This window comes from Kitasatospora sp. CB02891 (genome assembly GCF_002803145.1).
GTDB classification, from domain to species: domain Bacteria; phylum Actinomycetota; class Actinomycetes; order Streptomycetales; family Streptomycetaceae; genus Kitasatospora; species Kitasatospora griseola.
The window spans coordinates 228,950-243,025 of sequence record NZ_NNBO01000006.1 but is presented as its reverse complement, the minus strand read 5'-3'; the positions used below and the strand labels follow the sequence as shown (position 1 = coordinate 243,025).

The 14,076-nt window shown below is 72.1% G+C and carries 14 protein-coding genes; 2 read left to right on the top strand and 12 right to left on the bottom strand.

The window, feature by feature from the left end; genetic code table 11:
- Window positions 1–111: 111 nt before the first annotated feature.
- From CG736_RS16205 to CG736_RS38955, 10 genes are all read right to left on the bottom strand, one after another.
- Complete coding sequence (locus CG736_RS16205) at window positions 112–1,002, bottom strand: ABC transporter permease (protein WP_100586923.1); 891 nt, start codon at window positions 1,000–1,002, stop codon at window positions 112–114.
- The gene (locus CG736_RS16200) at window positions 989–1,792 is read right to left on the bottom strand and encodes an ABC transporter ATP-binding protein (RefSeq protein WP_043913313.1); all 804 of its coding nucleotides are present in this window, start codon (window positions 1,790–1,792) and stop codon (window positions 989–991) included. The genes CG736_RS16205 and CG736_RS16200 overlap by 14 nt, the downstream gene beginning before the upstream one ends.
- 139 nt (window positions 1,793–1,931) lie before the next feature.
- Window positions 1,932–3,074 carry an aliphatic sulfonate ABC transporter substrate-binding protein gene (locus tag CG736_RS16195; protein ID WP_100586922.1) on the bottom strand — a complete coding sequence of 381 codons (1,143 nt, stop codon included), beginning with the start codon at window positions 3,072–3,074 and terminating at the stop codon, window positions 1,932–1,934.
- Between the two features lie 223 nt (window positions 3,075–3,297).
- Entirely contained in the window at window positions 3,298–4,635 is a 1,338-nt protein-coding gene (locus CG736_RS16190) for a sulfate adenylyltransferase subunit 1 (protein WP_100586921.1), read from the bottom strand.
- 2 nt (window positions 4,636–4,637) lie between these two features.
- Window positions 4,638–5,567: a sulfate adenylyltransferase subunit CysD gene (gene cysD, locus CG736_RS16185; protein WP_369880208.1), complete on the bottom strand. Its 930-nt coding sequence runs from the start codon at window positions 5,565–5,567 to the stop codon at window positions 4,638–4,640.
- Between the two features lie 5 nt (window positions 5,568–5,572).
- A complete protein-coding gene (cysC, locus tag CG736_RS16180) occupies window positions 5,573–6,139 on the bottom strand; it encodes an adenylyl-sulfate kinase (RefSeq protein ID WP_100587068.1) in 567 nt (188 codons plus the stop codon).
- A gap of 54 nt (window positions 6,140–6,193) precedes the next feature.
- On the bottom strand, window positions 6,194–6,892 hold the full coding sequence (locus tag CG736_RS16175; RefSeq protein ID WP_100586919.1) for a phosphoadenylyl-sulfate reductase: 699 nt from the start codon (window positions 6,890–6,892) through the stop codon (window positions 6,194–6,196).
- Window positions 6,876–7,052: a hypothetical protein gene (locus CG736_RS37105; RefSeq protein ID WP_189271285.1), complete on the bottom strand. Its 177-nt coding sequence runs from the start codon at window positions 7,050–7,052 to the stop codon at window positions 6,876–6,878. Before CG736_RS37105 ends, CG736_RS16175 begins: the two co-directional genes overlap by 17 nt.
- The gene (locus CG736_RS16170) at window positions 7,049–8,773 is read right to left on the bottom strand and encodes a nitrite/sulfite reductase (RefSeq protein WP_100586918.1); all 1,725 of its coding nucleotides are present in this window, start codon (window positions 8,771–8,773) and stop codon (window positions 7,049–7,051) included. Before CG736_RS16170 ends, CG736_RS37105 begins: the two co-directional genes overlap by 4 nt.
- Window positions 8,774–8,962: 189 nt before the next feature.
- Window positions 8,963–9,046: a putative leader peptide gene (locus CG736_RS38955; RefSeq protein WP_318264789.1), complete on the bottom strand. Its 84-nt coding sequence runs from the start codon at window positions 9,044–9,046 to the stop codon at window positions 8,963–8,965.
- A gap of 172 nt (window positions 9,047–9,218) precedes the next feature.
- On the opposite strand from CG736_RS38955, the gene CG736_RS16165 reads away from it, so the two are divergent.
- Entirely contained in the window at window positions 9,219–10,424 is a 1,206-nt protein-coding gene (locus tag CG736_RS16165; RefSeq protein WP_100586917.1) for a YihY/virulence factor BrkB family protein, read from the top strand.
- A gap of 305 nt (window positions 10,425–10,729) precedes the next feature.
- Entirely contained in the window at window positions 10,730–11,812 is a 1,083-nt protein-coding gene (rsgA, locus tag CG736_RS16160) for a ribosome small subunit-dependent GTPase A (RefSeq protein ID WP_100586916.1), read from the top strand.
- 115 nt (window positions 11,813–11,927) lie between these two features.
- On the opposite strand, the gene CG736_RS16155 is transcribed toward rsgA, so the two are convergent.
- Both CG736_RS16155 and CG736_RS16150 read right to left on the bottom strand, forming a co-directional pair.
- On the bottom strand, window positions 11,928–12,443 hold the full coding sequence (locus CG736_RS16155) for a methylated-DNA--[protein]-cysteine S-methyltransferase (RefSeq protein WP_100586915.1): 516 nt from the start codon (window positions 12,441–12,443) through the stop codon (window positions 11,928–11,930).
- Window positions 12,440–13,987: a DNA-3-methyladenine glycosylase 2 family protein gene (locus CG736_RS16150; RefSeq protein WP_232734025.1), complete on the bottom strand. Its 1,548-nt coding sequence runs from the start codon at window positions 13,985–13,987 to the stop codon at window positions 12,440–12,442. The genes CG736_RS16155 and CG736_RS16150 overlap by 4 nt, the downstream gene beginning before the upstream one ends.
- Between the last annotated feature and the right edge of the window lie 89 nt (window positions 13,988–14,076).

The window sequence follows — 14,076 nt, the reverse complement described above, 5'->3', positions numbered from 1 at the left end:
GGCGGGGCGCCGCGGCCGCAGGTGCCAGGGCGCTGCGCTCCTGACGGGGTGTGGACCGCGTCAGGGCGCTGCGCTCCTGGTGGGTGGGTGCGGTGCGGGGAGGCATCGGTTTCAGCGGGTGGTGACGAGGAGGCCGCGGCTGCGCAGGACGCGGCGCTCCAGCGGGGAGAAGAACAGCAGGTCGATGGCGACGCCGACGGTGAGGATGAGGAGGATGCCGAGGAGGACGCCGGACATGTTGGTGAACTCGCGCTGGTTCTCCAGGTAGCGGCCCAGGCCGAGGCCCAAGTCCGGGGAGGACGCGATGAGTTCGGCGGCCATCAGGGAGCGCCAGGAGAACGCCCAGCCCTGCTTGAGGCCGGCGAGGTAGCCGGGGAGGGCGGCGGGGAGCAGGATGTGGCGCGCCCCGCGGAGCCCGCTGGCGCCGAGGGTCTGGCCGGCCCGGAGGAAGAGCGGGGGCACCTGGTCGACGCCGGCGATGAGGCCGTTGGCGATCGAGGGGACGGCGCCGAGGAGGATCACCGCGTACATCGCCGAGTTGTTGATGCCGAGCCAGATGACGGCGGCGGGGACCCAGGCGACCGAGGGGAGGGACTGGAGGCCGGAGAGGACCGGGCCGAGGGCGGCGCGGACCGGCTTGACCTGGGCGACCAGCAGGCCGATGGGGGTGCCGATCACGACGGACAGCAGGAAGCCGGACAGGCCGCGCCAGACGCTGGTCCAGACGATGGAGAACAGCGTTCCGGCGTACCAGAGTTCGGTGAGTGAGTCCCAGACGTCGGCGGGGCTGGGGAGCTTGTCGGGGGTGGTGAGTTCGAGGGTGTACGCGAGCTGCCAGACGGCGAGGACGAGGACCACACCGAGGACGGGCGGGAGGACCGAGCGGCGCAGGACGGTGGTGAGCGGGGTGCGCTGGGCCTGGACGGTTTCGAGTGCGTCGAGGCCGGCTTCGACGCCGGCGGAGTCGTCCGCCGCGGTGGGCAGGGTCTCAGTGCTGGACATGGCGGCGGATCTCCCCACGCAGTTCTTCGGTGATCTCGATGGACAGATTCGCGGCCCCGGCGGACTCGATGCGGCGCGGCCGCGGCAGGTCGACGTGCCACTCGCGGGCGATCCGGCCGGGGCGGGAGGAGAGCAGGACGACGCGCTGGGCGAGGCAGACGGCTTCGCGGACGTTGTGGGTGACGAACAGGACCGTGAGTTGCCGCTCGGCCCAGATGCGGGTGATCTCGTCGTGCAGGACGTCCCGGGTGATGGCGTCGAGGGCGGCGAACGGCTCGTCCATCAACAGGACCTGGGAGCCCTGGGCGAGCGAGCGGGCGAGTGCGACGCGCTGGCGCATGCCGCCGGAGAGTTCGTGGACGCGCTTCTTGTAGGAGCCGGTGAGGCGGACCAGTTCGAGCAGGCGCTCGGCCTCGGTCTGCCGGTCGGCCTTGGCGACGCCGGCCAGTCGGAGGGCGAGTTCGATGTTCTTGCCGGCGGTGAGCCAGGGGAAGAGGGCGTGGTCCTGGAACATCAGGGCGGGGCGGCCGCCGGGCACCTCGATGGTGCCGGAGGTGGGCCGGTCGAGGCCGGCGACCAGGTTGAGCAGGGTGGACTTGCCGCAGCCGGAGGCGCCGAGCAGGGTGACGAACTCGCCGGGGGCGACGTCCAGGCTGATGTCGTCGAGGACCGGGGCGGCGGTGCCGGGTCGGCCGAAGGTCTTGTGCACGTGCGAGAGCCGGACGGCGAAGTCGCCGACCGGGTGGCCCGCGCCGGGGGCGTCGGGCGAGGTGGTCAGTGCCGTGGTCACGGGCACCTCCTGCGGGTCTGGTCTGGTCCGGGCAGGGCGGGAAGCGGCAGGATCGGTGTTGTCCGGGGTCCGCCCCGCGCCCGCCCGCTGAGTGGGCATCGATGGGCGGGAACGAGGCGGAACCCGGGGCCTGGAGGGGCTACTTGGCGCCGAGGCCGGCGTCGGCGACCTCGGGCCGGCCGGCGGCCTTCAGCACCTTGTTGAGCAGGGTCAGGTCGTAGATCCCGGCCAGGTTCGGCTTCTTCAGCAGGCCGGCGGTGACGGCGTGGTCGGCTTCGGCCTGCAGGGTGTTGGCCAGCGGGTCGTCGATGAAGTCGATGTCCTGCCAGGCCGGGTCGAGGACGGCGGCGTCCAGCGCGTTGCCGGCGTCGGCCTTGATCTGCTCGTTCGCGACGGCCTTGGCCTGGTCCGAGTTGGCCTTGATCCAGGCGTTGGTCTTCACCGAGCCGCGCAGGACGGCCTCCACCACGTCGGGGTGCTCGGCGAGGAACTTCTGCGACACGATGATGTTGGTGATGACGAACTTCTTGTCCGGCCAGACGTCCTTCTCGTTGAGCAGGACCTTCGCGCCGAGGGTGACCAGCTTGGAGGCGGTCGGCTCGGGCACCCAGGCGCCGTCGATGGAGCCGGACTTGTAGGCGTCGGGGGTGACCTTGTTGTCGCTGCGGATCACCTTGACGTCGCCGTCGCCGGTGTTCGGGTCGACCTTCAAGCCCTTGCCCGCGAGGTAGTTGAGCAGCGCGACGTCCTGGGTGTTGCCGATCTGCGGGGTGGCGAGCCGCTTGCCCTTGAGCTCGTCGACCGAGCCGATCTTCGCCGGGTTGACCACCAGCTTGACGCCGCCGGAGGCCGAACCGCCCACGATCTTCAGGGACTTGCCGCCGGTCTGGGTGAAGCCGTTGATCGCGGGGGAGGGGCCGATCCAGCCGATGTCGATCGAGCCGGCGTTCAGCGCCTCGATCTCCGCGGGGCCGGCGTTGAACACCTGGGTCTTGATCCGGGTGCCGCCGAGCTCCTGCTGGAGGATGCCCTGCTTGAGGCCGACCAGGGCGGTGCCGTGGGTCAGGTTGGCGAAGTAGCCGATCTTCACGGTGTCGGCGGAGAGCTTCGCGCCGGACGCGGCCGGGGCGGCCGAGGACTTGTCCTCGCTCTTGGAGCCGTAGCCGCAGGCGGAGAGCAGTCCGGCCGCGGTGAGGACGGCGACGGTCGCCACGGCGGCCCGTCTGATCCGCCCGGCGGCGGGGCGGGCGTGGCTATGGGTGGGCAGGGCGCTGGAAGCCATGAAAGGTGTCCCGTTCGTGGAGAAGGATGAAGTCGTGCCTGACCGGGGCCGGGCCGCCCCGCCGTACCCGCTGTGGACAGGTGCGGCGGGCCGGGCCCGGTGACAGGGGCTCAGCGCCCCTGTCCGCCCCCACATCGCGTCAGGCCGCCCTGGCCGCTGCCGAGGACGCCGCTGCCGATGCGGCCGCCTTCCTTGTCCATGCCCGAGAACGCCTCGCTGGGCATCAGACCCAGTCCTCCTCAATGGAAGCGTCGGTGGTGCTGACGATGGTGTCGAACGCCTCGCCCGCCATGCCGGCGGTGAGCGTGGTCCCGTCGGCCGGGTCGATCAGGATGAACGAGCCGGTCCGGCGGTTGTCGTGGTACGTGTCGAGGGCCAGCGGCTCGGCGGTGCGCAGCACCACGTGGCCGATGTCGTTGACGTTCAACCCCTCGGCGCCGGAGCGCTGTTCGAGGGTGTCGATGTCGATCCGGTAGGAGATCTCCTTGACCAGCGCGCGCACGGTGCGGGTGGTGTGCTTGAGCAGCACCCGCGCGCCGACGTTCAGCGGACGCTCGTTCAGGTGGCAGACGGTCGCCTCGATGTCCTTGGTGGGCGTGGCCGCGGGACCGGCGGCGATCAGGTCGCCGCGGGAGATGTCGATGTCGTCCGTCAGGCGAACCGTCACCGACTGCGGGGCCCAGGCGAGTTCGGTCGGGACGCCGAGCGCGTCGATCGCCGCGACGGTGCTGGTGTGGCCCGAGGGCAGCACCGTCACCGGGTCGCCGACCCGCAGCACGCCGGAGGCCAACTGCCCGGCGTAGCCGCGGTAGTCGTGGAACTCCTCGCTCTGCGGCCGGATCACGTACTGCACCGGGAACCGGGCCGGCTCGACGCCCGGGTCGGAGCCGACCGGGACGGTCTCCAGGTGCTCCAGCAGGGTCGGGCCGCCGTACCAGTCCATGTTCCCGGACGGCTCGACCACGTTGTCCCCGGCGAGCGCCGAGATCGGCACCGCCACCACGTCCTTGACGCCCAGCGAGGCGGCGTACGCGGTGAACTCCTCGGCTATCCGCGCGAAGACCGGCTCCGCGTACTCGACCAGGTCCATCTTGTTGACGGCCAGGACGACGTGCGGGACGCGCAGCAGGGCGGCGACCGCGGCGTGCCGGCGGGTCTGCTCGACCACGCCGTTGCGGGCGTCGACCAGCACCACGGCGAGTTCGGCGGTGGAGGCGCCGGTCACCATGTTGCGGGTGTACTGCACGTGGCCGGGGGTGTCGGCGAGGATGAACCGGCGGCGGGCGGTGGCGAAGTAGCGGTAGGCCACGTCGATGGTGATGCCCTGCTCGCGCTCGGCGCGCAGACCGTCGGTGAGCAGCGCCAGGTCGGGTGCGTCCTGACCGCGGCGGCGCGAGGCGTGCTCGACGGCCTCCAGCTGGTCGGCCAGCACCGACTTGGAGTCGTGCAGCAGCCGGCCCACCAGGGTGGACTTGCCGTCGTCGACGCTTCCGGCGGTGGCGAAACGCAACAGCGAGGTGGCGGTGCCGGTCTGGGAGATGTCGGCCTGGGTGGTGCTCATCTCTAGAAGTACCCCTCGCGCTTGCGGTCTTCCATCGCGGCTTCGGACAGCTTGTCGTCGGCCCGCGTGGCGCCTCGTTCGGTGAGGCGGCTGGCGGCGATCTCGGCGATCACGGCCTCGATGGTGCCGGCGTCGGAGTCGACCGCGCCGGTGCAGGACATGTCGCCGACCGTGCGGTACCGCACCAGGCGGTTCTCGACGGTCTCGTGCTCCTTCGGGCCGCCCCACTCGCCTGCGGTCAGCCACATGCCGTCGCGCCGGAACACGTCGCGATGGTGGGCGTAGTAGATCTCGGGGAGGGCGATCTCCTCCCGCTCGATGTACTGCCACACGTCCAGCTCGGTCCAGTTGGACAGCGGGAAGACCCGGACGTGCTCGCCGACGGCGTGCCGGCCGTTGTACAGCGACCACAGCTCGGGCCGCTGGCGGCGCGGGTCCCAGGCGCCGAACTCGTCGCGCAGCGAGAACACCCGCTCCTTCGCGCGGGCCTTCTCCTCGTCCCGGCGGCCGCCGCCGAAGACCGCGTCGAACTTGCCCGACCCGATGGCGTCCAGCAGCGGCACGGTCTGCAGCGGGTTGCGGGTGCCGTCGGGGCGCTCGCGCAGCACGCCGCGGTCGATGAAGTCCTGGACGGAGGCGACGTGCAGCCGCAGGCCGTGCTGCGCCACCGTGCGGTCGCGGTACTCGATGACCTCGGGGAAGTTGTGGCCGGTGTCCACGTGGAGCAGGGCGAACGGCACCGGCGCGGGCGCGAACGCCTTCAGCGCCAGGTGCAGCATGACGATGGAGTCCTTGCCGCCGGAGAACAGGATCACCGGCCGTTCGAACTCGCCCGCCACCTCGCGGAAGATGTGCACCGACTCGGCCTCCAGCGCGTCCAGGTGGGACAGCGCGAAGGGGTTGTCGTCGGTGCGGACCGGGCTGTCGGTCACCGTGGTCACGCGAGGCCCCTCTCGATCAGGAAGGCGTGCAGTTCGGCGGCGGACTCGGCCACCGCCCGACCCTGCGTCTGCAGCCGCAACTCCGGCTTCTCCGGCGCCTCGTACGGGTCGTCGACGCCGGTCAGACCGGAGATCTCGCCGGCCGCCTGCTTGGCGTACAGGCCCTTCACGTCCCGCTCCGAGCAGAGCTCGACCGGGGTGGCGACGTGGATCTCCAGGAACTCGGTGCCGTTGGCGGCGTGCCGCTCGCGCACCGCGGCGCGGGAGTCCGCGAACGGGGCGATCACCGGCGCGAGCACCTTGACGCCGTTGGCGGCGAGCTTCTCGGCGACGAAGCCGATCCGGGTGACGTTGGTGTGCCGGTCCTCACGGGAGAACCCGAGGCCCTTGGAGAGGAACTCGCGGATCTCGTCACCGTCCAGCACCTCGACCCGGTGGCCCTCGGCGCGCAGCCGCTCGGCCAGCGCGAACGCCAGCGTGGTCTTGCCGGCGCTGGGCAGGCCGGTCAGCCACACGGTGGCGCCGCGCTCGCGGCCCGCTGCCTGCGTGTCGGCGGTGGTCACGGTGGTCACGGTGGTAACTCCTGACGGTCGGTGACGGTAAGTCGGTCGCGTTGCTCAGAGATGGATGCCGCACTCGGTCTTGCCCGAGCCCGCCCAGCGGCCGGCCCGGCCCTGCTCGCCCTCGCCGGGCTTGGCCGTGCAGGACAGCGGCGAGCAGCCGATCGAGGTGTAGCCCTCCCAGAGCAATGGGTTCATCAGTACCCCGTTGGTCTGCGCGTACGCATCGACGTCGTCCTGCGTCCAGCGGGCGATCGGGGAGAGCTTCACCTTGCGGCGCTTGGCGTCCCAGGCCACCACCGGGGTGTTCGCCCGGGACGGCGACTCGTCGCGGCGCAGCCCCGTGGCCCAGGCGTCGTAGCCGGCCAGGCCCCGGTTCAGCGGCTCGACCTTGCGCAGCGCGCAGCACAGGTCCGGGTCGCGGTCGTGCAACTGCGGCCCGTACTGGGCGTCCTGCTCGGCCACGGTGAGCTTCGGGGTCAGCGTGATCACGTTGACCGGCATGGTCGCGGCGACCGCGTCCCGGGTGCCGATGGTCTCCGCGAAGTGGTAGCCGGTGTCCAGGAACACCACGTCCACGCCGGGCAGCACGGTCGACGCCAGGTGGGCGACCACCGCGTCCTCCATCGAGGAGGTGACGCAGAACCGCTTGCCGAACGTGTCGGCCGCCCACTGCAGGATCTCCTGCGCGGACGCCTCCTCCAGCTCCCGGCCGGCCTTGAGCGCGACCGCCTCGTAGTCAGTCGTGGTCGCCATGCCCGGTCCCCCCGTCGGAAGTCGCCAACAGCCCGAGGAACTTCAGCTGGAAGCCCCGACGGCAGGCCCGGCACTCCCAGGAGCCGTGGCCGCTCTCGGACGGGCGCAGGTCCTCGTCCCCGCAGTACGGGCAGTAGAACGGTGCAGCGCGCTCGCTCACGACAGCTGCTCCTCGGTGGCCCGCACCGCCCACTGCGCGAAGCGCTCGTCGTCCTGCCGGTCCGCCTGGTAGCGGGTCAGCAGGCGCTCGACGTAGTCGGGCAGTTCGGCGCTGGTGACCTTCAGACCGCGGATCTTGCGGCCGAACGCGGCGTTCTCGAAGCCCAGCGAGCCGCCCAGGTGGACCTGGAAGCCCTCGACCTGCTGCCCGTTCTCGTCGGTGACCAGCTGGCCCTTGAGACCGATGTCGGCGGTCTGGATGCGGGCGCAGGCGTTCGGGCAGCCGTTGATGTTGATGCTCAGCGGCTCATCGAACTCCGGCAGGCGGCGCTCCAGTTCCTCGATCAGGGTGCGGCCGCGGTCCTTGGTGTCGACGATCGCGAGCTTGCAGTACTCGATGCCGGTGCAGGCCAGCGTGCCGCGCCGGAAGGTGGACGGGTTGACCCGCAGGTCGAGCGCCTCCAGCCCGGCCACCAGCGAGTCGATCCGGTCCTGCTCGACGTCCAGCACGATCAGCTTCTGCTCGACGGTGGTGGCCACCCGGCCCGAGCCGTGCTCGGCGGCCAGGTCGGCGACCTGCTGGATCAGCTTGCCGTTCAACCGGCCGACCTTCGGCGCGAAGCCGACGTAGAACCGGCCGTCGTTCTGCGGGTGGACGCCCACGTGGTCGCGCCAGCGGCCGGCCGGCTGCTCCGGGCCCGGGCCGTCGGTCAGTTCGCGCTTCAGGTACTCGTCCTGGAGGACCTGCCGGAACTTGGCCGGCCCCCAGTCGGCGACCAGGAACTTCAAACGGGCCCGGTTGCGCAGGCGGCGGTAGCCGTAGTCGCGGAAGATGCCGATCACGCCGGCCCAGACGTCCGGGACGTCGGCCAGCGGCACCCAGGCGCCGAGCCGGACGCCCAGCTTCGGGTTGGTGGACAGGCCGCCGCCGACCCACAGGTCGAAGCCCGGGCCGTGCTCGGGGTGGACCACGCCGACGAACGCGATGTCGTTGATCTCGTGGACCACGTCCAGCAGCGGGGAGCCGGAGATCGCGGTCTTGAACTTGCGCGGCAGGTTGGAGTACTCGGGGTTGCCGATGTACTTGCGGTTGATCTCGTCGATCGCCCAGCTGCCGTCGATGATCTCGTCGGCGGCGATGCCCGCCACCGGCGAGCCGATCACCACGCGCGGGCAGTCGCCGCAGGCCTCGGTGGTGGACAGGCCGACGGACTCCAGCTTCTCCCAGATCGCCGGGACGTCCTCGATCCGCACCCAGTGGAACTGGACGTTCTGGCGGTCCGTCACATCGGCGGTGCCGCGGGCGTACTGCTCCGACGCCTCGCCGATGGCGCGCAGTTGAGCGACCGTCAGCTGGCCGCCGTCGATGCGGACCCGGAGCATGAAGTACTCGTCCTCGAGCTCGTGCGGCTCCAGGATCGCGGTGCGGCCGCCGTCGATGCCCTGGCGGCGCTGGGTGTACAGCCCCCACCACCGCATCCGGCCGCGGAGGTCCGCCGGATCGATCGACTGGAAGCCCGACTTGGAGTAGATCGTCTCAATACGTGTCCGTACATTGAGACCGTCGTCGTCCTTCTTGAACTGCTCGTTCGCGTTCAGCGGGGTGTAGTGCCCCATCGCCCACTGGCCCTCGCCGCGGTGACGGGTCACCTTACGGGCAGCGGGGCGGGCCGCGTCGGCGGCGCCGGCCTGGGGCTCGTCCGGCTCGGGAGTGCGGGCCATGATGTCAGTCCTTTGAGCGGCGTGGCAGGAGCGGGAAGACTGCTGATCCCGGGCGCGCACCGCTCCCACCTGCGGATATCAACAGGCGGCGGGTGGGGTGACGCTGGGCCGGGGAGGGTGGAGCGCGCATCCGCGACGGCGGGGATGGGCGAGCAGGGCGCCGATGCGGAGGCGGCGTGCGAGTGGGGCTCAGGTCACTGGACAGATGGCGCTGGACACGCGAAGGAGGTCGACGTGGAGTCGGCCAACTAGGGTGGTTCCGGCGCTAGACATGGCAAGAGATTCGCACGGCGAGCGACTCGCGGTCCACTATCGTCCGAATCCTGGACTCTGACGTTTCGCATGCTGGGACGACAGGGAGAGTGCTGCCGCTCCGCACCCTGCGGCCCGTCAGTTCCCGGCGGCGGCGCACCGGCCCACGAGTACGGGCCGATACCGTAGGGGCGTGCAAGCAGCAGGCAGTACTCCGCATCCACCCGGGGGGACCGGGGCGACCGGCGACCGGCCCTCCCGCCACCGCGGCGGACGCCGCCGCGCCGCCAAGCGAACCACCTGGTACCGCACCCTGTGGGCACTGGTGAAGGACACCACCAACACCTGCGTCGAGTACCGGGTCACCGGCCTCGCGGCCGAGGCGGCCTTCTTCACCCTGCTCTCCATCCCGCCGCTGCTGCTCTGCCTGGCCGGCACCCTCGGCTACCTCGACGACATCCTCGGCGCCGGCACCATCGTGCGGCTGGAGGCGGACATCGTCTCAGCAGCTGGGACGGTGCTCTCACCGAGCTCCATCGACCAGATCGTCCAACCGCTGCTCACCAGCGTCTTCGACAACGCCCGCCCCGACCTGATCTCGATCGGTTTCCTGCTCTCGCTCTGGTCCGGCTCCCGGGCGCTGTACATCTTCATAGACACCATCACCGTGATGTACGGCCTCGACGGCAAACGCGGCCTGGTCAAGACCCGGCTGATGTCGCTCGGCCTCTACCTCGGCGCGCTGGTGATCGGCTCGCTGGTGCTGCCGCTGCTGGTGGTCGGGCCCGGGCTGCTGATCAACACCTTCCAGGCCTGGGCCGGAGTGATCAACTCCCTCTACTGGCCCGCCGCGATCCTGCTGCTGGTGGTCTTCCTCACCACCCTCTACCACGTGGCCGTCCCGGTCAGCACGCCCTGGCGCGAGGACATCCCCGGCGCCCTCGTCGCCCTGCTGGTCCTGGTGGTGTGCAGCGTCGCCCTGCGCGTCTACCTGGTCTCCTCCGTCGAGGGCCACTCGGTGTACGGCTCGCTCGCCGCACCCGTCGCCGTGCTGCTGTGGATCTTCGTGGTGGCGCTCGCCGTCCTGATCGGCGCCGCGATGAACGCCGCCATAGACCGCCGCTGGCCCGCCGTCGAGACCGCCGACGCCCGCGCCGAGGTCGAACGCCTCACCGAGGACGCCGCCGTCCAGCGCGGCCGCGAGGCCGCCGCCCGCCGAGCCGCCGAACGCGCCGAACGCACCCGCCAGTTCGGCCTCGCCGAAGGCCACGACGACGACCTTTTCGACGAGGACGACGACGAGCCGGTACCGAGCGAATACCCCGAACGCTGGGCCGGCTTCCTCCCGCACGACGACGTCCGCCGCCGACTCGGCAAGGTCCGGCGCGGCCGCAAGTAACGGGCGTCGGTGGGGTGTTCCGGCGTCCGTCGAAGGGTGGCGGAAATTCGGTGGCGGCCGGGGCGGGCGGGTACTAACGTGGCGTACGCCGATCGAGGGCGCCCCAGGGCGGGGTGCGCGAGGCGCGTCGCAGCAGAGGAGGTGAGGACCCGTGAGGCCTGTTCTTGCAGGTGTTGTTCCCCGCGTTCAGAAGACCACCGAGTCCTGTACCCCCAGGTCCGCGGCCGACCTCGAACCGGTGTCGCCCATACGCTGACACTGCCGTCGTCCGGCCGGGGCCGCGTGTTCCCCGAAGGGTTCACCCCGTGCTTTCCGCCACTTCCGCTGCCCACCCGCTCTCCGGCCTCGGCTGGGACGAGGATCGGGCCGCCGATTTCCACCCGCTCGCCGAGGCAGGCCTGCTCGCCGGGCGGATCACCCGCATCGACCGGGGCCGTTGCGACGTGCTGCTCGTCGATCCCGAGACCGGCGAGCCGACCACACTGCGCGCCGACACCCGGCCGGTCACCGGCGCCGACACCGTCCACAACCCGTGCACGGGCGACTGGGTGGCCGTCGACCCGGCCGCCCGACCACTGCCAGCCCTCACCGCCGTGCTGTCCCGCACCACCGCGATCATCCGCAAAGGCGCCCACAAGCGCTCCGAAGGTCAGGTGCTGGCCGCCAACATCGACACCGTCCTGATCGCCGTCTCACTCGCCGCGGAACCCGACCTGGGCCGGATCGAGCGCCTGCTCGCCCTCGCCTGGGAATCCGGGGCCGACCCGCTGATCGTCCTCACCAAGTCCGATTTGGTGCACGACGGCGAATTCGTCCGGGCGGACGTGGAGGCGGTCGCCCCCGGGGTCACCGTGTTGACGGTCAGCGCCGAGACCGGAGCGGGCATGGACGCCCTGCGCGCCCTCACCACCGGCTCCTGCGCCCTGATCGGCCAGTCCGGCGCCGGCAAGTCCACCCTCACCAACGCCCTCGCGGGCACCGACACCATGACGGTCCAGCAGGTCCGCAGCGTCGACGAGAAGGGCCGCCACACCACCACCACCCGGGAACTCGTCCCGCTCCCCGGCGGCGGCGCCATCATCGACACTCCCGGCCTCCGCGGCGTCGGCCTCTTCGGCGGCGAGGGCATCGACCTCGCCTTCGCCGACATCGACGCCCTCGCGGCCGGCTGCCGTTACGACGACTGCTCCCACCGCACCGAACCCGCCTGCGCCGTCCGCAAGGCCCTCACCGACGGCACCCTCCCCGAGCGCCGCTGGGAGTCCTACCTCAAGCTCCAGCGCGAGAACGCCTTCATCGCCTCCCGCACCGACGCCCGCCTCCGCGCCGAACGCGCCCGCCACCACAAGTCCCGCACCAAGGCCGCCCGCACCTCGCACCGGCCCTGACACCCGAGCGGGGTGACGGCAGCCGTTCGCCGGGATCCCGTCAACGCCCCGGCGCATCAACGTGCCGGGGCGTTCTCGCGTCGCTGTGCTCGACCGACATCGGGCTGACGAGCAGTCAGAACAGCTGCCCCGACTCCTCGCTGCTCTCGTGGGCGAGGAGCCAGCGCTTGGCGTCGATGCCGGCGGCGAAGCCGGTGAGGTTGCCGTTGGCGCCCATGACGCGGTGGCAGGGGCGGATGACGAGGAGGGGGTTGGCTCCGACGGCGCCGCCGACGGCGCGGACGGCGCGGGGGGACTGGCCTGCGGCGTCGGTGAGTCGGCCGTAGGTGGTGGTGGTGCCGTAGGGGATGTCGTCGAGGGCGTCCCAGATCCGTTGGCGGAACTCGGTGCCGACGGGGGCGAGCGGCAGGTCGAAGGTGGTGCGCTCGCCGGCGAAGTACGCGGTGAGCTGTTCGACGGCGGGGGCGAGCGCCTCCGCGTCGGGCTGCCAGTCGGCGGCGGGCTCGGCGAGCGCGCCCTTCTGGCCCGGGGCGGTGACGGCGGCCAGGGCGAAGCCGTCTTCCTCGTCGAGGGTGCCGCTGAGCAGCAGGGTGCCGAGCGGGCTGTCCATGGTGGTGAACACAGTGGTCATGCCGGTTCCTTGCGGGTGTCACGGGTGGTCCGGGCCTTGGCGGCGCGGTTGGCGTGGTGGGCCCCGGCGGCCGACCACAGGTGGTGCAGGGCGTAGGAGCGCCAGGGCGCCCAGGCGGCGGAGCGCTCGGCGGCGCTGCGCGGGTCGCCGCTCTCGCCGAGGGAGCGCAGGCCGTCGCGGACGCCGATGTCGGTGGGCAGGAAGACGTCCGGGTCGGCGAGGGCGCGCATCCGCAGGTAGCCGACCGTCCACGGGCCGATGCCCGGCAGGGCGAGCAGGTCGGCGGCGGCCTGCTCGCGGTCCACGCCCGGATCGAGCCGGACGGTGCCTTCGGCGAGGGCGGCGCACATGCCGAGCAGCGCGCGGCGGCGGGACTGCGGCATCTTCAGGTGCTCGGGATCGGCGGCCGCGAGGGCGGCGGCGGTCGGGAACAGCAGGCGCAGGCCGCCGTCGGCGGCGGGCAGCGGAGTGCCGTACGCCTCGGCGAGCCGGCCGGCCAGGGTGCGGGCCGCGGCGACGGTGATCTGCTGGCCGAGGACGGCGCGGACGGCGAGCTCGTGCGGGTCGACGTGGCCGGGGGAGCGCAGCCCGGGCCGGGCGGCGGCGAGCGGGGCGAGCAGCGGATCGGTGGCGAGCCGGCCGTCGACCGCGTCCGGGTCGGCGTCCAGGTCGAACAGGGCGCGCAGCCGGTGCACAGCCGTGGTGAGGTCGCGCAGGTCGCTGAGGGTGAGCCGGCAGTCCAGCCAGCCGCGGGTCCGCGGGTCGTCCGGGGCGAGGCCGTCGACCTCGGCGATGCCGTGCCCGTACGGCAGGGTCAGGGTGCGCCGGTAGGTGCGGGTGCCGGGGTACGGGCCGGGGACGACCTCCTCGACGCCCGGGACGGCTCGCAGCGCGAGGAAGTCCAGCAGGTGATCGGTGTCGACGGCGCCCCGGTAGGCGAGCCGCAGGGCGAGCGAGCCGGCCGCGACGGGGGAGCGGCGGTGGCCGCCGTGCTCGGTGCGCAGCGTGCTGGGGGTCCGGTCGTAGACCTCGCGGATGGTGTCGTTGAACTGCCGCACCGAGGCGAAGCCCGCCGCGAACGCCACTTCGGTGACCGGGAGTTCGGTGGTCTGCAGGAGCAGCCGGGCGGTCTGGGCGCGCTGCGCGCGGGCCAGTGCGAGCGGGCCGGCGCCGAGTTCGGCGATCAGCTGGCGCTGGAGCTGGCGGGCGCTGTAGCCGAGCCGGTCGGCCAGGCCCGCGACGCCCTCGCGGTCCACCACGCCGTCGCCGATCAGCCGGACGGCCCGGCCGACCAGGTCGGCACGGTGGTTCCACTCGGGCGAGCCCGGCACCGAGTCGGGCCGGCAGCGCCGGCAGGCCCGGTAGCCGGCGCCCTGGGCGGCGGCCGCGGTCGGGAAGAACGAGCAGTTGCTGCGCTTGGGGGTGGTGGCCGGGCAGCTCGGACGGCAGTAGATGCCGGTGGTGCGGACGGCCGTGAAGAACACCCCGTCGAAGCGGGCGTCCCGGCTGTGCACGGCTCGGTACCTGTTCTCGTCGTCGATCACGCCATCCAGTCTGCGCCATCGTCAGGGCCGCGACTGGCGGGAATCGGACGTCGCCATGGGGTGGACCGCCGACGTGTCGACGGGACCGG

Excerpts from the sequence above, each read along its gene's own strand:
- CG736_RS16205 (WP_100586923.1), bottom strand. The coding sequence starts at position 1,002 with ATGTCCAGCACTGAGACCCTGCCCACCGCGGCGGACGACTCCGCCGGC.
- CG736_RS16195 (WP_100586922.1), bottom strand. The coding sequence starts at position 3,074 with ATGGCTTCCAGCGCCCTGCCCACCCATAGCCACGCCCGCCCCGCCGCC.
- CG736_RS16190 (WP_100586921.1), bottom strand. The coding sequence starts at position 4,635 with ATGAGCACCACCCAGGCCGACATCTCCCAGACCGGCACCGCCACCTCG.
- CG736_RS16175 (WP_100586919.1), bottom strand. The coding sequence starts at position 6,892 with ATGGCGACCACGACTGACTACGAGGCGGTCGCGCTCAAGGCCGGCCGG.
- CG736_RS16170 (WP_100586918.1), bottom strand. The coding sequence starts at position 8,773 with ATGGCCCGCACTCCCGAGCCGGACGAGCCCCAGGCCGGCGCCGCCGAC.
- CG736_RS38955 (WP_318264789.1), bottom strand. The coding sequence starts at position 9,046 with ATGTCTAGCGCCGGAACCACCCTAGTTGGCCGACTCCACGTCGACCTC.
- CG736_RS16155 (WP_100586915.1), bottom strand. The coding sequence starts at position 12,443 with ATGACCACTGTGTTCACCACCATGGACAGCCCGCTCGGCACCCTGCTG.